Annotated in this window: 20 protein-coding genes; 11 read left to right on the top strand and 9 right to left on the bottom strand. The window is 64.6% G+C overall.

The genetic code is table 11. From position 1 onward, the window contains the following. Positions 1–69 precede the first annotated feature (69 nt). Positions 70–402, bottom strand: coding sequence for a DUF1820 family protein (locus tag PNI01S_RS09645; RefSeq protein ID WP_024763971.1), 333 nt, complete (start codon positions 400–402; stop codon positions 70–72). 137 nt (positions 403–539) lie between these two features. Here PNI01S_RS09645 and miaB point away from each other — a divergent pair, with 137 nt between their 5' ends. From miaB to lnt, 5 genes are all read left to right on the top strand, one after another. Continuing rightward, entirely contained in the window at positions 540–1,877 is a 1,338-nt protein-coding gene (gene miaB / locus PNI01S_RS09640; protein WP_084358032.1) for a tRNA (N6-isopentenyl adenosine(37)-C2)-methylthiotransferase MiaB, read from the top strand. A 104-nt stretch (positions 1,878–1,981) separates the two neighbouring features. Next, on the top strand, positions 1,982–2,983 hold the full coding sequence (locus PNI01S_RS09635; protein ID WP_065084334.1) for a PhoH family protein: 1,002 nt from the start codon (positions 1,982–1,984) through the stop codon (positions 2,981–2,983). Then, on the top strand, positions 2,976–3,437 hold the full coding sequence (ybeY, locus tag PNI01S_RS09630; protein ID WP_084358030.1) for an rRNA maturation RNase YbeY: 462 nt from the start codon (positions 2,976–2,978) through the stop codon (positions 3,435–3,437). The genes PNI01S_RS09635 and ybeY overlap by 8 nt, the downstream gene beginning before the upstream one ends. 19 nt (positions 3,438–3,456) lie before the next feature. Further along, positions 3,457–4,296, top strand: coding sequence for a CorC family transporter (locus tag PNI01S_RS09625; protein WP_024763975.1), 840 nt, complete (start codon positions 3,457–3,459; stop codon positions 4,294–4,296). A 208-nt stretch (positions 4,297–4,504) separates the two neighbouring features. Beyond that, positions 4,505–6,037, top strand: a complete 1,533-nt coding sequence (gene lnt, locus PNI01S_RS09620; RefSeq protein WP_084358028.1) for an apolipoprotein N-acyltransferase — start codon at positions 4,505–4,507, stop codon at positions 6,035–6,037. A 47-nt stretch (positions 6,038–6,084) separates the two neighbouring features. Here the strand turns inward: lnt and PNI01S_RS09615 are convergent, their stop codons facing one another. After that, positions 6,085–6,846, bottom strand: coding sequence for a YdcF family protein (locus PNI01S_RS09615; RefSeq protein WP_024763977.1), 762 nt, complete (start codon positions 6,844–6,846; stop codon positions 6,085–6,087). Positions 6,847–6,892: 46 nt separating this feature from the next. Then, positions 6,893–7,324, bottom strand: a complete 432-nt coding sequence (locus PNI01S_RS09610) for a hypothetical protein (protein ID WP_024763978.1) — start codon at positions 7,322–7,324, stop codon at positions 6,893–6,895. A 235-nt stretch (positions 7,325–7,559) separates the two neighbouring features. On the opposite strand from PNI01S_RS09610, the gene leuS reads away from it, so the two are divergent. The 3 genes from leuS to holA all read left to right on the top strand — a co-directional run bounded on the left by leuS (position 7,560) and on the right by holA (position 11,949). Further along, a complete protein-coding gene (gene leuS, locus PNI01S_RS09605; RefSeq protein WP_084358026.1) occupies positions 7,560–10,181 on the top strand; it encodes a leucine--tRNA ligase in 2,622 nt (873 codons plus the stop codon). 79 nt (positions 10,182–10,260) lie between these two features. Continuing rightward, complete coding sequence (locus tag PNI01S_RS09600) at positions 10,261–10,875, top strand: LPS-assembly lipoprotein LptE (protein ID WP_024763980.1); 615 nt, start codon at positions 10,261–10,263, stop codon at positions 10,873–10,875. Positions 10,876–10,911: 36 nt separating this feature from the next. Beyond that, positions 10,912–11,949: a DNA polymerase III subunit delta gene (gene holA / locus PNI01S_RS09595; RefSeq protein ID WP_084358023.1), complete on the top strand. Its 1,038-nt coding sequence runs from the start codon at positions 10,912–10,914 to the stop codon at positions 11,947–11,949. A gap of 121 nt (positions 11,950–12,070) precedes the next feature. Here holA and PNI01S_RS09590 read toward each other — a convergent pair whose 3' ends face one another. Then, entirely contained in the window at positions 12,071–13,303 is a 1,233-nt protein-coding gene (locus PNI01S_RS09590; protein WP_084358021.1) for an MFS transporter, read from the bottom strand. 182 nt (positions 13,304–13,485) lie between these two features. Continuing rightward, on the bottom strand, positions 13,486–13,836 hold the full coding sequence (locus PNI01S_RS09585; protein WP_024763983.1) for a YciI family protein: 351 nt from the start codon (positions 13,834–13,836) through the stop codon (positions 13,486–13,488). A 180-nt stretch (positions 13,837–14,016) separates the two neighbouring features. Here PNI01S_RS09585 and arfA point away from each other — a divergent pair, with 180 nt between their 5' ends. From arfA to PNI01S_RS09570, 3 genes are all read left to right on the top strand, one after another. Beyond that, positions 14,017–14,169, top strand: a complete 153-nt coding sequence (gene arfA, locus PNI01S_RS09580) for an alternative ribosome rescue factor ArfA (protein WP_037006939.1) — start codon at positions 14,017–14,019, stop codon at positions 14,167–14,169. Positions 14,170–14,241: 72 nt separating this feature from the next. After that, positions 14,242–14,541 (top strand): hypothetical protein, encoded by a 300-nt coding sequence (locus PNI01S_RS09575; protein ID WP_084358019.1) that lies wholly within the window; start codon positions 14,242–14,244, stop codon positions 14,539–14,541. Positions 14,542–14,721: 180 nt separating this feature from the next. Next, a complete protein-coding gene (locus PNI01S_RS09570) occupies positions 14,722–15,984 on the top strand; it encodes a lytic murein transglycosylase (RefSeq protein WP_084358017.1) in 1,263 nt (420 codons plus the stop codon). Positions 15,985–16,031: 47 nt separating this feature from the next. Here the strand turns inward: PNI01S_RS09570 and lipA are convergent, their stop codons facing one another. From lipA to PNI01S_RS09550, 4 genes are all read right to left on the bottom strand, one after another. Then, complete coding sequence (gene lipA, locus PNI01S_RS09565) at positions 16,032–17,027, bottom strand: lipoyl synthase (protein WP_084358015.1); 996 nt, start codon at positions 17,025–17,027, stop codon at positions 16,032–16,034. A 5-nt stretch (positions 17,028–17,032) separates the two neighbouring features. Continuing rightward, on the bottom strand, positions 17,033–17,677 hold the full coding sequence (lipB, locus tag PNI01S_RS09560) for a lipoyl(octanoyl) transferase LipB (RefSeq protein WP_024763987.1): 645 nt from the start codon (positions 17,675–17,677) through the stop codon (positions 17,033–17,035). Continuing rightward, positions 17,677–17,976, bottom strand: coding sequence for a DUF493 domain-containing protein (locus PNI01S_RS09555; RefSeq protein WP_024763988.1), 300 nt, complete (start codon positions 17,974–17,976; stop codon positions 17,677–17,679). The genes lipB and PNI01S_RS09555 overlap by 1 nt, the downstream gene beginning before the upstream one ends. A 186-nt stretch (positions 17,977–18,162) precedes the next feature. Then, complete coding sequence (locus PNI01S_RS09550; protein WP_024763989.1) at positions 18,163–19,320, bottom strand: D-alanyl-D-alanine carboxypeptidase family protein; 1,158 nt, start codon at positions 19,318–19,320, stop codon at positions 18,163–18,165. Positions 19,321–19,392 lie beyond the last annotated feature (72 nt).

Here is a 19,392-nt window from a genome sequence, read left to right as displayed (position 1 = left end):
TATTGGGCTGACTTCGGCGTTGGGCAGTTCGCGAGCGAGCTCCTACGAAGGACAAAATGCGCTGATGAATCAGCTGTCCTTGCCCGGCATCGGCATGGGGAACGGCATCACGTTGCCAGTGATCTTGGCGTCGCTGATCTTCGCGGTGCCCAGACGCTCGACTTCATCGATACGGATGATCGAATGCAGCGGCACGAAGCTGCGGATGACGCCGTCGAACTGCGCCTTGAGCTTTTCCTCGCTGGGGTCCACCACCACCTGGGTGCGCTCGCCGAAGACGAACTCCTCGATCTCCAGGAAGCCCCACAGATCGCTCTGGTAGATCTGCTTGGCGTACATCTCGTACACCTGGCCCTGGTTGAGGAAGACCACCTTGTAGATCGGGTTCTCGCGCTTGCTCATGAACGAAGGATGACAGCTTTGCAAAAAGGGCACGCAGCATAACACAGGCAACCATCCCCCACGCGCCGCCGCTGGTAGACACAAGCGGCGAGGCATATAATGCGCGGTCATTTTTTAACCAGACCAAGACAGGTTCCATGGCCAAGAAGCTTTTCATCCAGACCCACGGCTGCCAGATGAACGAGTACGACAGCTCGCGCATGGCCGATCTGCTGGGTGAACACCAGGCCCTGGAAATCACCGAAAAGGCCGAAGAAGCCGACGTCATTCTGCTCAATACCTGCTCGATCCGCGAGAAGGCGCAGGAGAAGGTGTTCTCCGAACTGGGCGCCTGGCGCGTGCTCAAACAGCAGAACCCGGACCTGGTGATCGGCGTCGGCGGCTGCGTGGCCAGCCAGGAAGGCGCGGCGATCCGCGAGCGTGCGCCGTACGTGGACGTGGTGTTCGGCCCACAGACCCTGCATCGCCTGCCGGAGATGATCGACGCTGCCCGCGCTACCCGCAAACCCCAGGTAGACGTGTCCTTCCCGGAGATCGAGAAGTTCGACCGCCTGCCCGAGCCACAGGTCAACGGCCCTACCGCCTTCGTCTCGGTCATGGAAGGCTGCAGCAAGTACTGCACCTTCTGCGTGGTGCCCTACACCCGCGGCGAAGAAGTCAGCCGCCCGTTCGATGACGTACTCGCCGAGGTCATCCACCTGGCCGAGAACGGTGTGAAGGAAGTCACTTTGCTGGGCCAGAACGTCAACGGCTACCGCGGCCAGACCCACGACGGCCGCCTGGCCGACTTCGCCGAACTGATCCGCGTGGTCGCCGAAGTCGATGGCATCGAGCGCATCCGCTACACCACTTCGCATCCGTTGGAATTCTCCGACTCGCTGATCGCCGCCCACGCCGAGGTGCCGGAACTGGTGAAGTTCGTCCACCTGCCGGTGCAGGCCGGTTCGGACCGCATCCTGGCGGCGATGAAGCGCAACCACACCGCGCTGGAATACAAGTCGCGCATCCGCAAGCTTAAGGCGGCGGTGCCGGATATCTGCATCAGTTCGGATTTCATCATCGGCTTCCCCGGCGAGACCGAGAAGGACTTCGAGCAGACCATGAAGCTGGTGGAGGACGTCGGTTTCGACTTCTCCTTCTCCTTCATCTACAGCTCGCGTCCGGGCACCCCGGCTGCCGACCTGGTGGACGATACCCCCGACGAAGTGAAGAAGCAGCGCCTGCTGATCCTCAACAGCCGCCTGAACCAGCAAGGCTTCGAGATCAGCCGACGGATGGTCGGGACCATCCAACGCATCCTCGTCACCGACTACGCCAAGCGCGACCCGGGCCAGCTCCAGGGCCGCACCGAGAACAACCGCGTGGTCAACTTCCGCTGCGACAATCCGCGCCTGATCGGCCAGTTCGTCGACGTGGAAATCTACGAGGCACTGCCCAATTCCCTGCGCGCGACCCTGGTGGAAGCACGTCACTGAACCTCGACCGTTGAATCCCCCGTTGGCGACTGAACTTTCGTACTCGCTCGCCGGGGGTTATTCTTCGACCATCTCCCTTTGCAGCACGGCGACCTAGACAGCCCTTGAACGCCCCCCTGGACATCCATCGTTTCATGCTCGAGCCCTTCGAGGCCCGCAGCTTCGCCAACCTGTGCGGCCAGTTCGACGAACACCTGCACCAGATCGAGAAGCGCCTCGGCATCGAGATCCGCAACCGCGGCAACCAGTTCGAACTGGTCGGCGACCCCGAGCGCACCCAGGCAGCCGAAAACCTCCTGCAACGCCTCTACCGCGAAGTGCAGAACGGCACCGAGATGACGCCCGACCTGGTTCACCTGTTCCTGCAGGAATCCGGCCTGGAAGAACTCTCCGTGGAGCCCGTGGCCCCGCTGGTGACGCTCAAGACCCGCCAGGCACACATTCGCCCGCGCGGCGCGAACCAGCAGCGCTACGTCAAGGCCATCCTCGACCACGACATCAACTTCGGCATCGGTCCGGCCGGCACCGGCAAGACCTACCTCGCCGTCGCCTGCGCCGTGGACGCCCTGGAGCGCGAGCAGATCCGCCGCATCCTGCTGGTGCGCCCGGCGGTGGAAGCCGGCGAGAAGCTCGGATTCCTGCCCGGCGACCTGTCGCAGAAGATCGACCCCTACCTGCGCCCGCTGTATGACGCGCTCTACGAGATGCTCGGCTTCGAGACCGTGGCCAAGCTGATCGAACGCCAGGTCATCGAGGTCGCGCCGCTCGCCTACATGCGCGGCCGCACGCTGAGCAACAGCTTCATCATCCTCGACGAAAGCCAGAACACCACGATGGAACAGATGAAGATGTTCCTCACCCGGATCGGTTTCGGCTCCACCGCGGTGATCACCGGCGACGTCACCCAGGTCGACCTGCCCAAAGGCACCCGCTCGGGCCTCAAGCACGTGATGGAAGTGCTGCGCGACGTCCCCGGCATCAGCTTCACCCACTTCAAGTCCAAGGACGTCGTGCGCCACCCACTGGTGCAGCGCATCGTCGATGCCTACGACGCCTATGAGAACCGCCTGACCGGCGTAGAAGGCCAGGGCAACAAGAATGCTTGAACTGGACCTGCAGGTCGCCTCCGACGCGGCCGGCCTGCCAAGCGAAGCCGAGTTCAGAAGCTGGTGCGAACTGGCCCTGCGCCAGCGCCAGAATGATTCTGAACTCACCATCCGCCTGGTGGACGAAGCCGAAGGGCGCGAACTGAACAAGACCTGGCGGCACAAGGACTACGCCACCAACGTACTGTCCTTCCCCGCCGATGTTCCCGATGAGCTGCTGGATATCCCGCTGCTGGGCGACCTGGTGATCTGCGCCCCCGTGGTTATCCGCGAGGCCGCCGAACAGGGCAAATCCGTGCAGGCCCACTGGGCCCACCTCGTCATCCATGGCTGCCTCCATCTGCTCGGCTACGATCACATCGACGATGTGGAAGCAGAGGAAATGGAAGGCCTGGAACGGGAATTGCTGGCTGAACTGGGTCACCCGGACCCCTATGCGGCCGATGAAGAATAAAAGCCACTGAGCAGGAATGATGAGCGAAGACCGATCGAGCAATGGGCACAAGTCGTGGTTGGACAAGATCACCCAGGCTTTTGCCCATGAGCCGAGAAACCGCCAGGAGCTGCTGGAGCTGCTGCGCGAAGCCCACGACAACAAGCTGCTCGACAGCGAAGCGTTGTCCATCGTCGAAGGCGCAATCCAGGTAGCGGACCTCCAAGTCCGCGACATCATGGTGCCGCGCTCGCAGATGATCAGCATCAAGGCCACCCAGACCCCGCGCGAGTTCCTGCCGGCGATCATCGACGCGGCGCACTCGCGCTACCCCGTGGTGGGCGAGAGCCTGGACGACGTCATGGGTGTGCTGCTGGCCAAGGACCTGCTGCCGCTGATCCTTCACGACAACGCCCACTCCTTCAATATCAAGGACCTGCTGCGGCCGGCCACCTTCGTGCCGGAGTCCAAGCGCCTGAACGTGCTGCTGCGCGAATTCCGTGCGAACCACAACCACATGGCCATCGTCATCGACGAGTACGGCGGCGTGGCGGGACTGGTGACCATCGAGGACGTGCTGGAGCAGATCGTCGGCGATATCGAGGACGAGCACGACGTCGAGGAAGACAGCTACATCAAGCCATTGCCCAGCGGCGATTTCATCGTCAAGGCACTGACCCCGGTAGAAGCCTTCAACGATTTCTTCGGCGCGGAATTCTCTGACGAAGAATTCGACACCGTCGGCGGCGTCGTGATGAGCGCCTTCGGCCACCTGCCCAAGCGCAACGAAACCACCGAACTGGGCGGCTTCCGTTTCCGCGTGCTCAACGCGGACAGCCGCCGCCTGCACCTGCTGCGTCTGACCCCGCTGCAGGATTAAGAGGCAGACACCTGTAGGAGCGAGCTTGCTCGCGAACCAACTCCGCTGCGAGGGCAGCTCGCGAGCAAGCTCGCTCCTACAATAAGTTCCGACCTATCCTGCAACACACCGCCGCACTCAGCTCATGGCTTTTGGCCCTCATCCCCATAGCCTACCGTTCGTCTCTCCATTACTCTTGCGCATCGCTTAACCGCAACAAGGATTTCCGATGCGCTGGATCACCCGCCCCGGCCTGCCAGGCCACCTGCTCGCCCTGGCCGCCGGCGCGCTCACTCCGCTGTTCCTGGCACCATTCGGCTACTGGCCGCTGGCGGTGCTGTCGCTGGCCCTGTTCTACCTCGGCCTGCGCGGCACCACCGCCGGCTCGGCGCTGTGGCGCGGCTGGTGGTACGGCTTCGGCGCCTTCATCGCCGGGACGAGCTGGATCTACTTCAGCATCCACAACTTCGGTGGCGCCTCCGGGCCGTTGGCCGGCTTCCTGGTAGCGGGTTTCAGTGCCGGTGTCGCGTTCTTCTTCGCCCTCCCCGCCTGGGTCTGGGCGCGCTTCTTGCGCCGCAACAATGCCCCGGTGAGCGACGCACTGGCCTTCGCCGCGCTGTGGATGGTGCTAGAGCTGTTCCGCAGTTGGTTCCTCACCGGCTTCCCCTGGCTCTACGCCGGCTACAGCCAGCTGGAAGGACCGCTGGCCGGCCTCGCCCCGCTGGGCGGCGTGTGGCTGGTGTCCTTCGCCATCGCCCTGACCGGCGCGCTGATCATCAACATCCCGGCCCTGACCCGGCGCCCGGTGCGCCTGGCCGCCGGCCTAGTCCTGCTGATCGCCCCCTGGGCCGTCGGCCTGGCTTACAAGGGCCACGCCTGGACCGTCCCAGCCGGCGCACCGCTGAAGGTCGCCGCACTGCAGGGCAACATCGCCCAGGAAATGAAGTGGGATCCCAAGGCCATCACCCACCAGTTGGAGCTGTACCGCGACCTGACCGCCGAGCAGAATGGCGTCGACCTGATCGTCTGGCCGGAAACCGCCGTGCCCGTGCTCAAGGACCAGGCCACCGGCTACCTGGAGATGATCAACGGCGTCGCCACCGCCAAGAAGGCCGCGCTCATCACCGGCGTGCCGGTGCGGGAGAAGACCGCGGATGGCATCCGTTACTACAACGGCATTACCGTGGTCGGCGAAGGCAGCGGCAACTACCTCAAGCAGAAGCTGGTGCCCTTCGGCGAATACGTTCCGCTGCAGGACGTGCTGCGCGGGCTGATCGCCTTCTTCGACCTGCCCATGTCCGACTTCGCGCGCGGCCCGGCCGACCAGCCGCTGCTCAAGGCCAAGGGTTATTCCGTGGCGCCGTACATCTGCTACGAAGTGGTCTACCCGGAGTTCGCCGCCGAGCTCGCGGCACATAGCCAGCTGTTGCTGACCATCAGCAACGATGCCTGGTTCGGCACCTCCATCGGCCCACTGCAGCACCTGCAGATGGCGCAGATGCGCGCGCTGGAAGCCGGCCGCTGGATGGTGCGCGGCACCAACAACGGCGTGACCGCGCTGATCGACCCGTTCGGCAGACTGGCGGTGCAGATCCCGCAATTCCAGCAAGGCGTCCTGCAGGGCGAAGTCGTGCCGATGCAGGGCCTGACCCCCTACCTGAAGTGGCGCGTCTGGCCGTTGGCGACTCTCAGCGCCGTACTGCTGGTCTGGGCGCTGGTGCGCCGTCGCACACACCCGGAAGAGCGTCGGCTGTTCGGCTGATTCAAGCGAAAAGGGCCTCATTGCGAGGCCCTTTTTCATGGCGAAGGCTAGCGGTAGAACAACCGATACCCGACCAGCCCGATCGCCTCGTTCAGCAGTTGCCCGCTCTGCCAGATCGCCCGCCCCTCCGGCAACCAGCCCCCCATGGGCACGGCATCGTCCGTCCCGATATACCCCGAAGGCGCCGGCACCACTTCCAGCCCGGCCTTCTCGAAGCTCCAGATCGAACGTGGCATATGAATGGCGCTGGTGACTAGGATTACCCGCCGGATACCCGCCTCGCGCAGCATCTCGGCGCTGAACCGCGCATTCTCCCAGGTCGTGCGGCTGCGACCCTCTTCCCAGCGCACCGGCACGCCGTAATCGTCCAGCAGGCTTTGCGCCATGATCCGCGCCTCGGAAGGTGGCGTGCCGTAGTGCAGGCCGCCGGAGGTCAGTACCGGCAGGCCGCTGGCCTTGGCCAGCCGGGCCGCGTAGCGAATACGCTCGCGGGCCATCAGGCCGGGCTGGTCTTCGTCCCAGGCGCGGTCGCCGCGTACCCGCCCGGCGCCCAGCACCACAATGGCGTCGGCACGCTGCGCCAGCCCTGGCCATTGCGCCTGCCTCAGCGCTTGCTGCGGCTCCAACTGGCGCGCGCCCCAGTCCACGGTCACCGGCAGGCTCATCACCAGCAGGCCCAGGAAGCCGGAAAGGAAACAGAGCATGGAGAAGCGCGGAAAGCGGCGGCGCAGCACGAAGCCCAGGAGCAACAACAGAAGCAGCAGTCCCGGCGGCATGAAGAGCTGTTTGAGGATGAAGCGGATCGGCATTGGCGACTCCTTGTCGAGGCACCAAGCCTAACGGATCGATGGGGTATCAGCGCGCTTTCGCGTTGCGGAACAACTGCGAGCCGCAGGACGTACAAGGCAACACACCCTGGCTGCGGCTCCAGGCGACCGGCGAGCCACACAGCGCGCATTGCAGCTGCTGCGGGCGCGGCACCAGGCGCGGACGACTCGGAGGCACAGCGTGGCGCACAGGGCGCGGCGCGCGGGCCGGGGAATGCTCCAGCAGCGCCAGCTCTTCCGCTGCGGCATGCCAACCGCGCAGCCAATTCACATCCTGATCCAGATAGGCCCGGATCAACTCCATCTCGGCACTGCTCAAGCCGCGCAACTCCAGCTCCATCGGGCATTCGTCACGTAGCCGCTCAGCGGTATCGGCCTCATCCAGGGCCAGTGCGAGCCGTTGCAACAACCGTTCATACAGACCGGAACCCGAAGCACTTGCACGATGCAGCTCAGCCATCAGTCACCTCAAGACAGGCGGAAACCTCCCGCCTTCAGGCAAAGCTTAGCGGCCCACCCCGCGCCAGACCGAGCGTGCGACAAACGGCGCGGGCTACCGGCTCGGGTGGGGGTCATGTATGCTACGAGGCTTTCTGTAGCCGCCTGACCCGTGTTTTCTCGGGGGTCGGCGAAGCGGAGGGCCACTCGACCTCCCCGGCTGCACATTTCTTTTCCGTACAGGTTCAAATCGCGCCATGCACGAGCAATATCAGCCCCTCGAGATCGAATCCCAGGCCCAGAAATTCTGGAACGAACACAATTCCTTCCGCGTCGACGAAGTCGCCGGCAAGGAGAAGTTCTACTGCCTGTCGATGTTCCCGTATCCGAGCGGCAAGCTACACATGGGGCATGTGCGCAACTACACCATCGGTGACGTGATCAGCCGCTACCACCGCATGCAGGGCAAGAACGTCCTGCAGCCGATGGGCTGGGACGCCTTCGGCATGCCGGCGGAAAACGCCGCGATGAAGAACAACGTCGCGCCGGCGGCCTGGACCTACGACAACATCGCCTACATGAAGTCCCAGCTCAACAGCCTGGGCCTGGCCATCGACTGGTCCCGCGAAGTCACCACCTGCAAGCCGGACTACTACCGCTGGGAACAGTGGTTGTTCACCCGCCTGTTCGAGAAGGGCGTGATCTACCGCAAGAACGGCACCGTGAACTGGGACCCGGCGGACCAGACCGTACTGGCCAACGAGCAGGTCATCGACGGCCGTGGCTGGCGTTCGGGCGCGCTGATCGAGAAGCGCGAAATCCCGATGTACTACTTCAAGATCACCGCCTACGCCGAAGAGCTGCTCTCCAGTCTCGACGACCTGCCGGGCTGGCCGGAACAGGTCAAGACCATGCAGCGCAACTGGATCGGCAAGTCCCGCGGCATGGAGATCGCCTTCCCCTATGACCAGGCCTCCATCGGCGAAGCCGGCCAACTGAAGGTCTTCACCACCCGTCCGGACACCCTGATGGGTGCTACGTACGTCGCCGTGGCCGCCGAGCACCCGCTGGCCACCCTGGCTGCCCAGCGTGATCCGTCGCTGCAGGCGTTCATCGACGAGTGCAAGCGCGGCGGCGTCGCCGAAGCCGACATCGCCACCCAGGAGAAGAAAGGCGTCGCCACTTCCCTGTTCGTCGAGCATCCGCTGACCGGCGACAAGCTGCCGGTATGGATCGCTAACTACGTCCTGATGACCTACGGCGAAGGCGCCGTGATGGCCGTTCCGGGCCACGACGAGCGCGACTTCGAATTCTCCAACAAGTACGGCCTGCCCATCGTCCAGGTCATCGCACAGGCCTCCGGCGACAACGACTTCGAGGCCGGCACCTGGAAAGAGTGGTACGGCCTGAAGGACGAGAGCGTCATCACCGTCAATTCCGGCAAGTACGACGGCCTGAGCTACCAAGCCGCCTTCGATGCCATCGGCGCCGACCTCGCCGCCAAGGGCCTCGGCCAGCAGCGTACCCAGTTCCGCCTGCGCGACTGGGGCATCAGTCGCCAGCGCTACTGGGGCTGCCCGATCCCGATCATCCATTGCGACAGCTGCGGCGACGTGCCGGTCCCGGCCGACCAACTGCCGGTCGTCCTGCCCGAGGACGTGGTGCCGGATGGCGCCGGTTCGCCGCTGGCCAAACTGCCGTCGTTCTACGAGTGCAGCTGCCCGAAATGCGGCCAGCCGGCCAAGCGCGAAACCGACACCATGGACACCTTCGTCGAGTCCTCCTGGTACTTCGCCCGCTACGCCTGCCCGCAGTTCGAAGACGGCATGCTGGACAAGAAGGCCGCCAACTACTGGCTGCCGGTCGACCAGTACATCGGCGGTATCGAGCACGCCATTCTCCACCTGCTCTACGCGCGCTTCTTCCACAAGCTGATGCGCGACGAAGGCCTGATCGACTCCGACGAGCCGTTCAAGAACCTGCTGACCCAGGGCATGGTGGTCGCCGAGACCTACTACCGCGTCGCCGCCAACGGTGGCAAGGAGTGGTTCAACCCGGCAGACGTGGAAGTCGAGCGTGACGCCAAGGCCAAGGTCATCGGCGCGCGCCTGAAGACCGACGGCCTGCCGGTGGAAATCGGCGGTACCGAGAAGATGTCCAAGTCCAAGAACAACGGCGTGGACCCCCAGGCCATGATCGACGCCTACGGCGCCGACACGTGCCGCCTGTTCATGATGTTCGCCTCGCCGCCGGACATGAGCTGCGAATGGTCCGACTCCGGCATCGAAGGCGCCAACCGCTTCCTGCGCCGCGTCTGGCGCCTGGCCCAGGCCCACGTCAACGCAGGCCCGGCCGGCGCCGTGGACAAATCCGCCCTGGACGATGCGCAGAAGGCCATTCACCGCGCCATCCACCTGGCCATCCGCCAGGCCAGCCAGGACGTCGGCCAGCACCACAAGTTCAACACTGCCATCGCCGCCGTGATGACCCTGATGAACGTGCTGGAAAAGGCCCCGGCCGAATCCGCCGCCGACCGTGCCCTGCTGCAGGAAGGCCTGGAAACCGTCATCCTGCTGCTGGCCCCGATCACCCCGCACATCTGCCATGTGATCTGGGAAGAACTGGGCAAGCAAGGCGCCGTGATCGACGCCAGCTGGCCGCAGGTCGACGAAGCCGCGCTGGTGCAGGACAGCCTGCAACTGGTGGTACAGGTCAACGGCAAGCTGCGCGGCCACATTGAAATGCCCGCCAGCGCCAGCCGCGAGGAGGTCGAGGCGGCCGCCCGCGCCAACGAAAACGTGCTGCGCTTCACCGACGGCCTGACCATTCGCAAGGTCATCGTGGTGCCCGGCAAGCTGGTCAATATCGTCGCCAACTAAAAGCAACGCTGGAAAAGACCCATTCGCCCGTGGCACCTTCGCCACGGGCATATCGGATCAACAGGAGTGAGGAAGCTTGATGAAACGTATCCTGACCAGCCTCGCGCTGATCGGCCTGGCCAGCGTGCTGAGCGCCTGCGGTTTCCAACTGCGCGGCCTGGGCGATACGAACTTTGCGCTCAAGGAAATCGACGTGAGTGCGCGCAACGCCTATGGCGAGACCGTCACGCAGCTCAAGCAGGTGCTTGAAGGCAGCGGCGTGAAAGTCGTCTCCCGCGCGCCCTACCACCTGATCCTGGCCCGCGAGGACGTAACCCAGCGCAGCGTCAGTTACACCAGTTCCGCCCGTAGCGCGGAAAACGAACTGACCAACACCCTGAGCTACGAGATTCGTGGCACCGACAACCTGCTGCTGCTCGCCAACCAGGTCCAGGTCCGCAAGGTCTACGTGCAGGATGAGAACAACCTGATCGGCTCCGACCAGGAAGCCCAGCAGATTCGTGCCGAAATGCGTCGTGATCTGGTCCAGCAGATGGTCACCCGCCTGCAGCTGATCACCCCGGCGCAGCTCGACGACCTGCAGGCCAAGGCGGAAGCCAAGGCCAAGGCCGAAGCGGACGCGATGAAGGCCGCGGACGAGGCTGCCAAGTCTCAGCCGCAGCAATCGCCGATCGAATTCCCGAAAGCGCAGTAAGCGACAAGGGGCCGGCCAACCGGCCCCTTTCTCATTATGAAGCTCAATCCCGGACAACTCGCCAAGCACCTGCAAGGCAACCTCGCGCCCGTCTACGTGGTCAGCGGCGACGAGCCCCTGCTCTGCCAGGAAGCCTGCGATGCCATCCGCGCCGCCTGTCGCCAGCGTGATTTCGGCGAGCGCCAGGTGTTCAACGCCGAAGCCAACTTCGACTGGGGCCAGCTGATCGAAGCCGGCGCCAGCCTCTCGCTGTTCGCCGAAAAGCGCCTGATCGAGCTGCGCCTGCCCTCCGGCAAGCCCGGCGACAAGGGCGCGGCCATTCTCCAGGAATACCTGCAGCGCCCGCCGGAAGACACCGTCCTGCTGGTCAGCCTGCCCAAGCTCGACGGCAACACGCAGAAGACCAAATGGGCCAAGGCACTGATCGACGGCGATGCCGCCCAGTTCATCCAGGTCTGGCCCATCGACGCGCACCAGTTGCCGCAGTGGATTCGCCAGCGCCTGTCCCAGGCTGGCCTCGCTGCCAGCCAGGAAGCGGTCGACCTGATCGCCGCGCGCGTGGAAGGCAATCTGCTGGCTGCCGCGCAGGAAATCGAAAAGCTCAAGCTGCTCGCCGAAGGCCAGCAGATCGACGTCGATACCGTCCAGGCCGCCGTGGCCGACAGTGCGCGCTTCGATGTCTTCGGCCTGATCGATGCCGCCCTGAACGGCGAAGCCGCCCATTGCCTGCGCATGCTCGAAGGCCTGCGCGGCGAAGGCGTGGAGCCGCCGGTGATCCTCTGGGCGCTGGCGCGGGAAGTTCGCGTGCTGGCCAGCCTCGCCCAGCAGTTCGGCCAGGGCGTGCCGCTGGACAAGGCCTTCAGCCAGTGTCGCCCGCCGATCTGGGATAAGCGCCGCCCGCTGATGAGCAAGGCCCTGCAACGGCACACCACGCAACGCTGGAACCAGATGCTGCAGGACGCTCAGCTGATCGATGCACAGATCAAGGGCCAGGCTCCCGGCAACGTCTGGAACAGCCTCGCACGCCTCGCCCTGCTGGTGGCCGGCCTGCGCATCAGCCTGCCTTCGGCCTGATTACCGCGTTTCATGCCCCGCCCGCGGGAGTGGCTGAGAGAAGCCCGCCGCCAAGTAACGCAGCCTCCGAGGCTCTCCGTAGGAGCGCGCTTGCCCTTTCTCCTGCCCAGCGCCCGGAGCTTCAGGATCGCGACGGCACTGCCCGGTGCGCCTGTCCTTCCGCGCGGTCCAGCGCCACACCACGCGTATCGCGGCCGGTGCTGATCAACACGCAGATGAGGATCGCCACCGTCCCGGCCACGATGGCCATCGCCGTGCCATAGCTGTAGCTCTTGGCAATTTCCGCCTGCAGCGGCGCGTTCACCGAAGCGATCAGGTTGCCCAACTGGTAGACGAACCCCGGCAACACCGCACGGGTTCCCATCGGCGCCAGCTCGTTGAGATAAGCCGGAATCACACCCCAGGCGCCCTGGACCATGAACTGCATGAGGAAGGCACCGACGCCCAGCGCCACCGCGCCATGGCTGAAGGCCCACAGCGGCAGCACCGGCAATGCCAGCAGCGAAGCGCAGATGATCGCCTTCTTCCGCCCGATGCGCTCGGACAGGCTGCCGAAAAGAATGCCGCCCAGGATCGCCGCGACGTTGTAGGCCACCGCGATCAGGCTGACCGTGTGCGTATCGAACCCGTGCTGCAGCTTCAGGAAGGTCGGGTAGAGGTCCTGCGTGCCATGGCTGAAGAAGTTGAAGCAGGCCATCAGCAGCACGGCATACAGGCACAACTTCCACTGACTGCGCAGCACCGGCCATAGCGGTGTCGACTCCTTGCGTTCGCGTGCCGCCTGCCAGATCGGTGATTCCGGGACCTTGAACCAGATGAACGCCACCAGCACCACCGGCAGGCAACCGACGATGAACATCCCGCGCCAGCCCAGCACCTCGAAGAACAGGCCGTAGATGATCGAGGCGATCAGGTAGCCCGCGGGATAACCGGCCTGGAACAGCCCGGACACCATTCCGCGCGAGCGCTCGGGAATGGTTTCCATCGCCAGCGACGAGGCCACGCCCCAGATTCCGCCCATGGCCACACCGTAGACCACCCGCAGGATCAGGAAGGTCGCCAGGTTCGGCGAAAACGCCGAGGCCAGCTCCAGCAGCGAGTAGATCAGGATGTTGATCATCAGCACCGGCCGACGCCCGTAGCGCTCGGCCGCACGACCGAACAGCAGCGCGCCGATGGGTCGCACGGCCAGGGTCAGCAGGATCGCCAGCGATACCTGGGGCAGATCGACGTGGAAGGTCTGGGCGATATCGGTGAGGACGAAGACCAGAAGGAAGAAGTCGAAGGCATCCAGCGTCCAGGCGAGCACCGAAGCGATCACCACATTGCGCTGGGTCGGGGACCATTGCTGCATGACGTATCTCCAGCCGGCGGCGCCGCGGTCCCTGCACGCCAGAGCGATAGTTAGCCAGCTATTAAGCTAGCCGAGCTCCAGTACGCGCCACAGCCGTCCGACTGAAAAGATCTGTTACAAATTTTGCGACAAAGCGCCGCAGTCACCTCGCAACCTGCAGGACCTGACTTACCCCAACGACCTCACTCCCACTCGCGAACCTGGCGCACCTCCACACACCCCAACCGCCCCGGCGGAATCTTCGCGGCGATACGCTCGGCCTCCTCCATGCTCTGGGCCTCGATCAGGTAGAAACCGCCCAGTTGCTCCCGCGTCTCGGCGAATGGCCCGTCCGTCACTGCCAGCCTCTCACCCTGGCCGCGCAGCGTGCGCCCCGTGGCGGTGGGCAGGAGCGCGTTGGCGGCAATGTAGTTGCCGCTGCGGCGCAGCTGCTCGCTGTAGGTCATGCACTCATCGACAATGCCGCGCAGTTCGGCCTCCGGCAGCCCTGCCGCCTTGTGTTCGTCGAAATAGATCATGCAGAGAAACTTCATCGCTCTGGTCCTCGTAGCTGTCCGATGCGCCAGGAAGGTGCGCCGCAGCCAGCGTAGTCCCGAATGACCTTCCGCGGCCTTGGCCCGAGCGCCGGCTGACCAAAGGCATTGGACAGGCGTGCCAGATAGGCGGAACATTTGCGCGCCGGCAACGGCGCCGGCCTCAACGAGGAAAGCCCCATGGCGAAGAAATCCAAACGGCCGAACAAGGCCAAGTCTCTGATCGCACAGCCCCTGTTCCGCAGCCGCCAGGAACAGCCGGCCAAAGGCAAAGGCAGCTACCGCCGCGAAGCCTCCCGTAACTGGGAGGCTTCTTCGCTTCTGGCGGCCTGAAACAGCAGAAAACCTGAACCACCCCTGCCCTTTCGCTTTCAACCGGACAGCCACGCACCTGGAGGTCCGACCATGAAAACGCCCCTGATAGCCGCCATCCTCGCTCTTCCCTTCAGCCTCTCCGCCCACGCGTTCTGCTCCGACCAGGAAGCCGAAGCCAAAGGCAAGCAAGTCGCCGCCAAGGTCACCGAAGTCACCCGCAGCGATCCCCAGCGCGCACAGAAACTCAACGAAAAACTCGCGGAAATGAAGAAGTCCCGTTCCAGCGAACAGCGCCCGGACGACTGTGCCGCCTACGACGACATGCTCAAGGAACTCGACCAGAGCGCCCCGAAGGTCGACAAGGAAACCGGCGCCAGCCCCACGCAATAACCAGGATCACGCTGGCAGGAATGCCTTGACGGTTCACCCGCGGGCTCGGCCGCCCGGTGGCGGGAATTTTCCACCGCGGCGGCCGTCGAACCTTGCGTATCCGTCGCCTCTGCCCAGCGCAGACGCGTCACAATGGCCATGTTAAGGTGGCCCCTCGCCTGCCAGTACCCGAGGAGAGCAATGCGCAAGCCTGTTTCACCCGTTGTCGGCCAACGCTGCCTGCTCGTCGCCGCCCTGTCCCTGGCCAGCTTCGGCCTGCTGACCTCCTGCACCGAGCCACCGCCCAAAGGCGCCGCCACCGAGCGCGCGCAACCCACGCAGAGCTTCGCCCAATGGCGCGACGGCTTCCGCGCACAGGCACTCGCCGCAGGCATCAGCGCTTCAACCTTCGACAGCGCATTCGAAGGCATCGAGCCGGATGAATCGGTTGTCACTGCCGACCGCAGCCAACCCGAGTTCAGCCGTCCCGTCTGGCAATACCTGGAAAGCGCGGTGTCATCCGCGCGAGTACACAACGGACAGGACCGCCTGCAACAGAACGCCGAGGTACTGCAGCGCATCGACGCAACCTACGGCGTAGAGCGGGAGGCCGTCGTGGCGATCTGGGGCATGGAAAGCAACTTCGGCCAGCAGATGGGCAGCAAGAACGTCATCCGCTCCCTCGCCACCCTGGCCTACGAGGGCCGTCGCCCGGACTTCGGCCGCGACCAGTTGATCGCCGCGCTGCAGATCCTCCAGCACGGCGACGTGCCCGCCAGCAACATGATCGGCTCCTGGGCCGGCGCCATGGGGCAGACGCAGTTCATCCCGACCACGTACAACCGCTACGCCGTGGACTTCGATGGCGACGGTCGCCGCGATATCTGGGGCTCGTCCCCCGACGCCCTGGCCTCCACCGCCAACTACCTGAAGAGTTCCGGCTGGCAGCAAGGCCAGAGCTGGGGTTTCGAAGTGCGCCTGCCGCAGGGCTTCGACTATGCCCAGGCCGACATGGACATCCGCAAACCGATGAACGAGTGGCTGCGCCAGGGCATCAAGGTAGCCAGCGGGAACCTGCCGAGCGACCCGCAAGCCAGTGTTTCACTGCTGTTGCCCGCCGGCTATCGCGGCCCGGCCTTCCTGGTGACCGATAACTTCCGCGCCATCCTCAAGTACAACAATTCGACCTCCTACGCGCTCGCTGTGGGCCTCCTGGCCGACAGTTTCAGGGGCGGCGGACAACTGGCGGGGAGCTGGCCGCTGGAGGACACGCCGCTGAGCCGCTCGGAGCGTATCGAACTGCAGCAACTGCTGGTGCAGCGCGGTTACCAGCCGGGAACTGCCGACGGCATCATTGGCGCCAATACCCGCAAGGCAATCCGGGCCTACCAGCAGTCGATCGGCTCGCCGGCGGACGGCTATCCGACCCCGGCGCTACTCGGACAGCTCCGGCAAAAGAGCTGAACGAAAAAGGCGCCCAAGGGCGCCTTTTTCCTAGCAGAACCGACGGCTCAGCCGATCTTGGTGCCGTGCGCCTGCTGGTCGGCATGGTACGACGAACGTACCAGCGGGCCGGAAGCGACATTCTTGAAGCCCATCTTCTCGCCTTCCTCGGCGAACCAGGCAAAGGTGTCCGGGTGGACGAAGCGCTGCACCGGCAGGTGGTTGCGCGAGGGTTGCAGGTACTGGCCGAGGGTCAGCATGTCGATGTCGTGCTCGCGCATGCGCTGCATGACTTCGATGACTTCCTCGTCGGTCTCGCCCAGGCCGAGCATCAGGCCGGACTTGGTCGGTACGTGCGGCACCATCTGCTTGAACTTCTGCAGCAGGTCGAGCGACCACTCGAAGTCGGAGCCCGGACGGGACGACTTGTACAGGCGCGGGACGGTTTCCAGGTTGTGGTTGAACACGTCCGGCGGCTCGTTGGCGGTGATTTCCAGGGCGATGTCCATGCGGCCGCGATAGTCCGGCACCAGGGTCTCCAGTTGGACGCCAGGGGACAGCTTGCGGATCTCGCGCAGACAGTCAGCGAAGTGCTGAGCGCCGCCGTCACGCAGGTCGTCGCGGTCCACCGAGGTGATCACCACGTACTTCAGGCGCAGGTCGGCGATGGCGATGGCGAGGTTGGTCGGCTCGTCGACATCCAGCGGCTTCGGACGTCCATGGCCGACGTCGCAGAACGGGCAGCGACGGGTGCAGATGTCGCCCATGATCATGAACGTCGCGGTGCCACCGGAGAAGCACTCGCCCAGGTTCGGGCAGGAGGCTTCCTCGCAGACACTGTGCAGCTTGTGCTTGCGCAGCAGTTGCTTGATGCGGTCGACCTCGGGGGAAACGGGGATGCGCACGCGAATCCAGTCGGGCTTCTTCGGCAGTTCGTCGGTGGGGATGATCTTCACCGGAATGCGCGCGACCTTTTCTGCGCCGCGCAGCTTGACGCCAACTTCCACCTTGCCGGGCTTGGCAGCCGGGGCGGCCTGACCGGAGTTCTCCACAACAGTGCTCATCTAGGTTAGATCCCGCCCGTTAGGGTCTTCTGTGCCGCGTAGCCAAGGCGTTCGACGAGTTCGCCACGCAGGCGCTCGCGCACATCGGCCAATGCGATGGGGCCAGCCAGCTGACTGAGCTGGGTCATGGCCATGCCTGCGTAACCGCAGGGATTGATGCGTCGAAAGGGTTCCAGGTCCATGTCCACGTTCAAGGCCAGACCATGGAAGGAGCGGCCATTGCGGATGCGCAGGCCGAGGGATGCGATCTTCGCGCCGTCCACATAGACGCCCGGAGCATCGGGTTTGGACACAGCGGTAACACCGTAGCTGTCCAGCAGGCCGATAAGGCTCTGTTCGATGCGCGAGACGAGGTCGCGCACACCGATGCCGGAGCGGCGCACGTCGAGCATCAGGTAGGCGACCAACTGGCCGGGGCCGTGGTAGGTCACCTGACCGCCGCGGTCGACCTGGACGACCGGGATGTCGCCGGGAAACAGCACGTGTTCGGCCTTGCCGGCCTGCCCCTGGGTGAATACGCGCTCGTGCTCGAGCAGCCAGACTTCATCGGGCGTGACAGGTTCGCGCTCGGCGGTGAAGCGCTGCATGGCGTGCCAGGTCGGCTCGTAAGGCAGGATGCCCAGCTCACGAAAGCCCAGCGTTTCGCCCATCAGAGCACCATGTGGACGCGGCCGGTGGCGCGCAGATCTTTATGGATGTTCTGCAGTTGGTCGACGCCGGTGGCAGTGATCAGCACCTGCACGGACAGGAAGCGGCCGTTGCGGCTGTCACGGGTGACCAGGGTGGTAATGTCGAGATCCGGCGCGTGGCGCTGGATGACTTCGACGACCAGGTCCGGGAAGCCTTCCCCGGCATCACCGATGACCTTGATCGGATAGCGTTCGCAAGGGAACTCGATCTTCGGTGCAGGCTGTTCTGGGGTGTCAGCGGTATCAGGGGTATCAGTCATGGCTGTCGCGGGCGGATGGCCCGCCTCCGCATGAGCGTCCGGGGGGCGCTCCGGGTGGATCGGACGGCAACTGCCGGACCACGGGGGGACCAGGCAGTCGCAGGCGGGCATTTTACCCGAGTTTGCGACTGCGCGGGCGGGTCAATCCCGGCCTTGTATACAAAAGTACAAGGCCGGGACAGGCGGTCAGTTGAACAGACCGAAGAAGAACAGGCGGATGCTGTCCCAGATACGGCGGAAGAAACCGCCTTCTTCCACGGCGTTCAGGGCGACCAGATCAGAGGTGCGGACGACCTTGTCACCCAACTTGACCTCGACCTTGCCGATCACCTGGCCCTGCTGGATCGGCGCCATCAGGTTCGGTTCGACAACCATGTTGGCCTGCAGCTGCTTGAGCTGGCCGCGCGGTACGGTCATAGTCAGGTCTTCGGACAGGCCGGCCTTCACTTCGTGGTCGGAGCCTTTCCAGACCATGGCCTTGGTCAGCTCGGCGCCCTTCTTGTAGAAGGTCTGCGATTCGAAGAAGCGGAAGCCGTAGGTCAGCAGCTTCTGGGTCTCGGCGGCGCGGGCCTGTTCGCTGTTGGTGCCGAACACCACGGCGATCATGCGCTGGCCGTCGCGCACGGCGGAAGCCACCAGGCAATAGCCGGCTTCGTCGGTGTGGCCGGTCTTCAGGCCGTCGACGGTCTTGTCACGCCACAGCAGCAGGTTGCGGTTGGGCTGCTTGATGTTGTTCCAGAAGAACTCTTTCTGCGCGTAGATGGCGTAGTGGGTCGGCTCGCCGTAGATGATGGCACGGGCCAGTACAGCCATGTCCTTGGCGGACGAGTAATGGTCCGGGTTGGGCAGGCCGGTGGCGTCCATGAAGTGGGAATTGGTCATGCCCAGCTTCTGCGCGGTGGTGTTCATCATGTCGGCGAAGGCGTCTTCGCTGCCGGCGATGTGCTCGGCCAGTGCGACCGAGGCGTCGTTGCCGGACTGGATGATGATGCCGTGCAGCAGGTCGCTCACCGAGACCTGGGAGCCGACCTTGATGAACATGCGCGAACCGCCGGTGCGCCAGGCATGTTCGCTGACGGTGACCAGGTCGGATTCGGCGATGCGGCCGCCTTCGATTTCCTTGGTGGCGATGTAGGCGGTCATCAGCTTGGTCAGGCTGGCGGGCGGCAGGCGCTCGTCGCCGGCGTTCTCGACCAGGATGTTGCCGCTGGCGCCGTCCATCAGCACCCAGGCCTTGGCCGCGAGTTGCGGGGCGGCGGGAACGACTTCAGCTGCCCAGCTGGCCACGGGGGCGCTGAACAGCACGAGCAAGGACAGGCGTTTGGCGAAGTTGAAGATGTTCATCCGTCTCTCTGGGGTTCACTAATGGTCAAACAATCCCCCGCGGGGGGATCTCGTGAGGCGGCCTCTATGTGC

It is taken from the genome of Pseudomonas nitroreducens NBRC 12694, assembly GCF_002091755.1.
Lineage (GTDB): Bacteria > Pseudomonadota > Gammaproteobacteria > Pseudomonadales > Pseudomonadaceae > Pseudomonas > Pseudomonas nitroreducens.
Note: the sequence above shows the minus strand (reverse complement) of the source record. Positions and strands in the feature narration are given on the sequence as shown.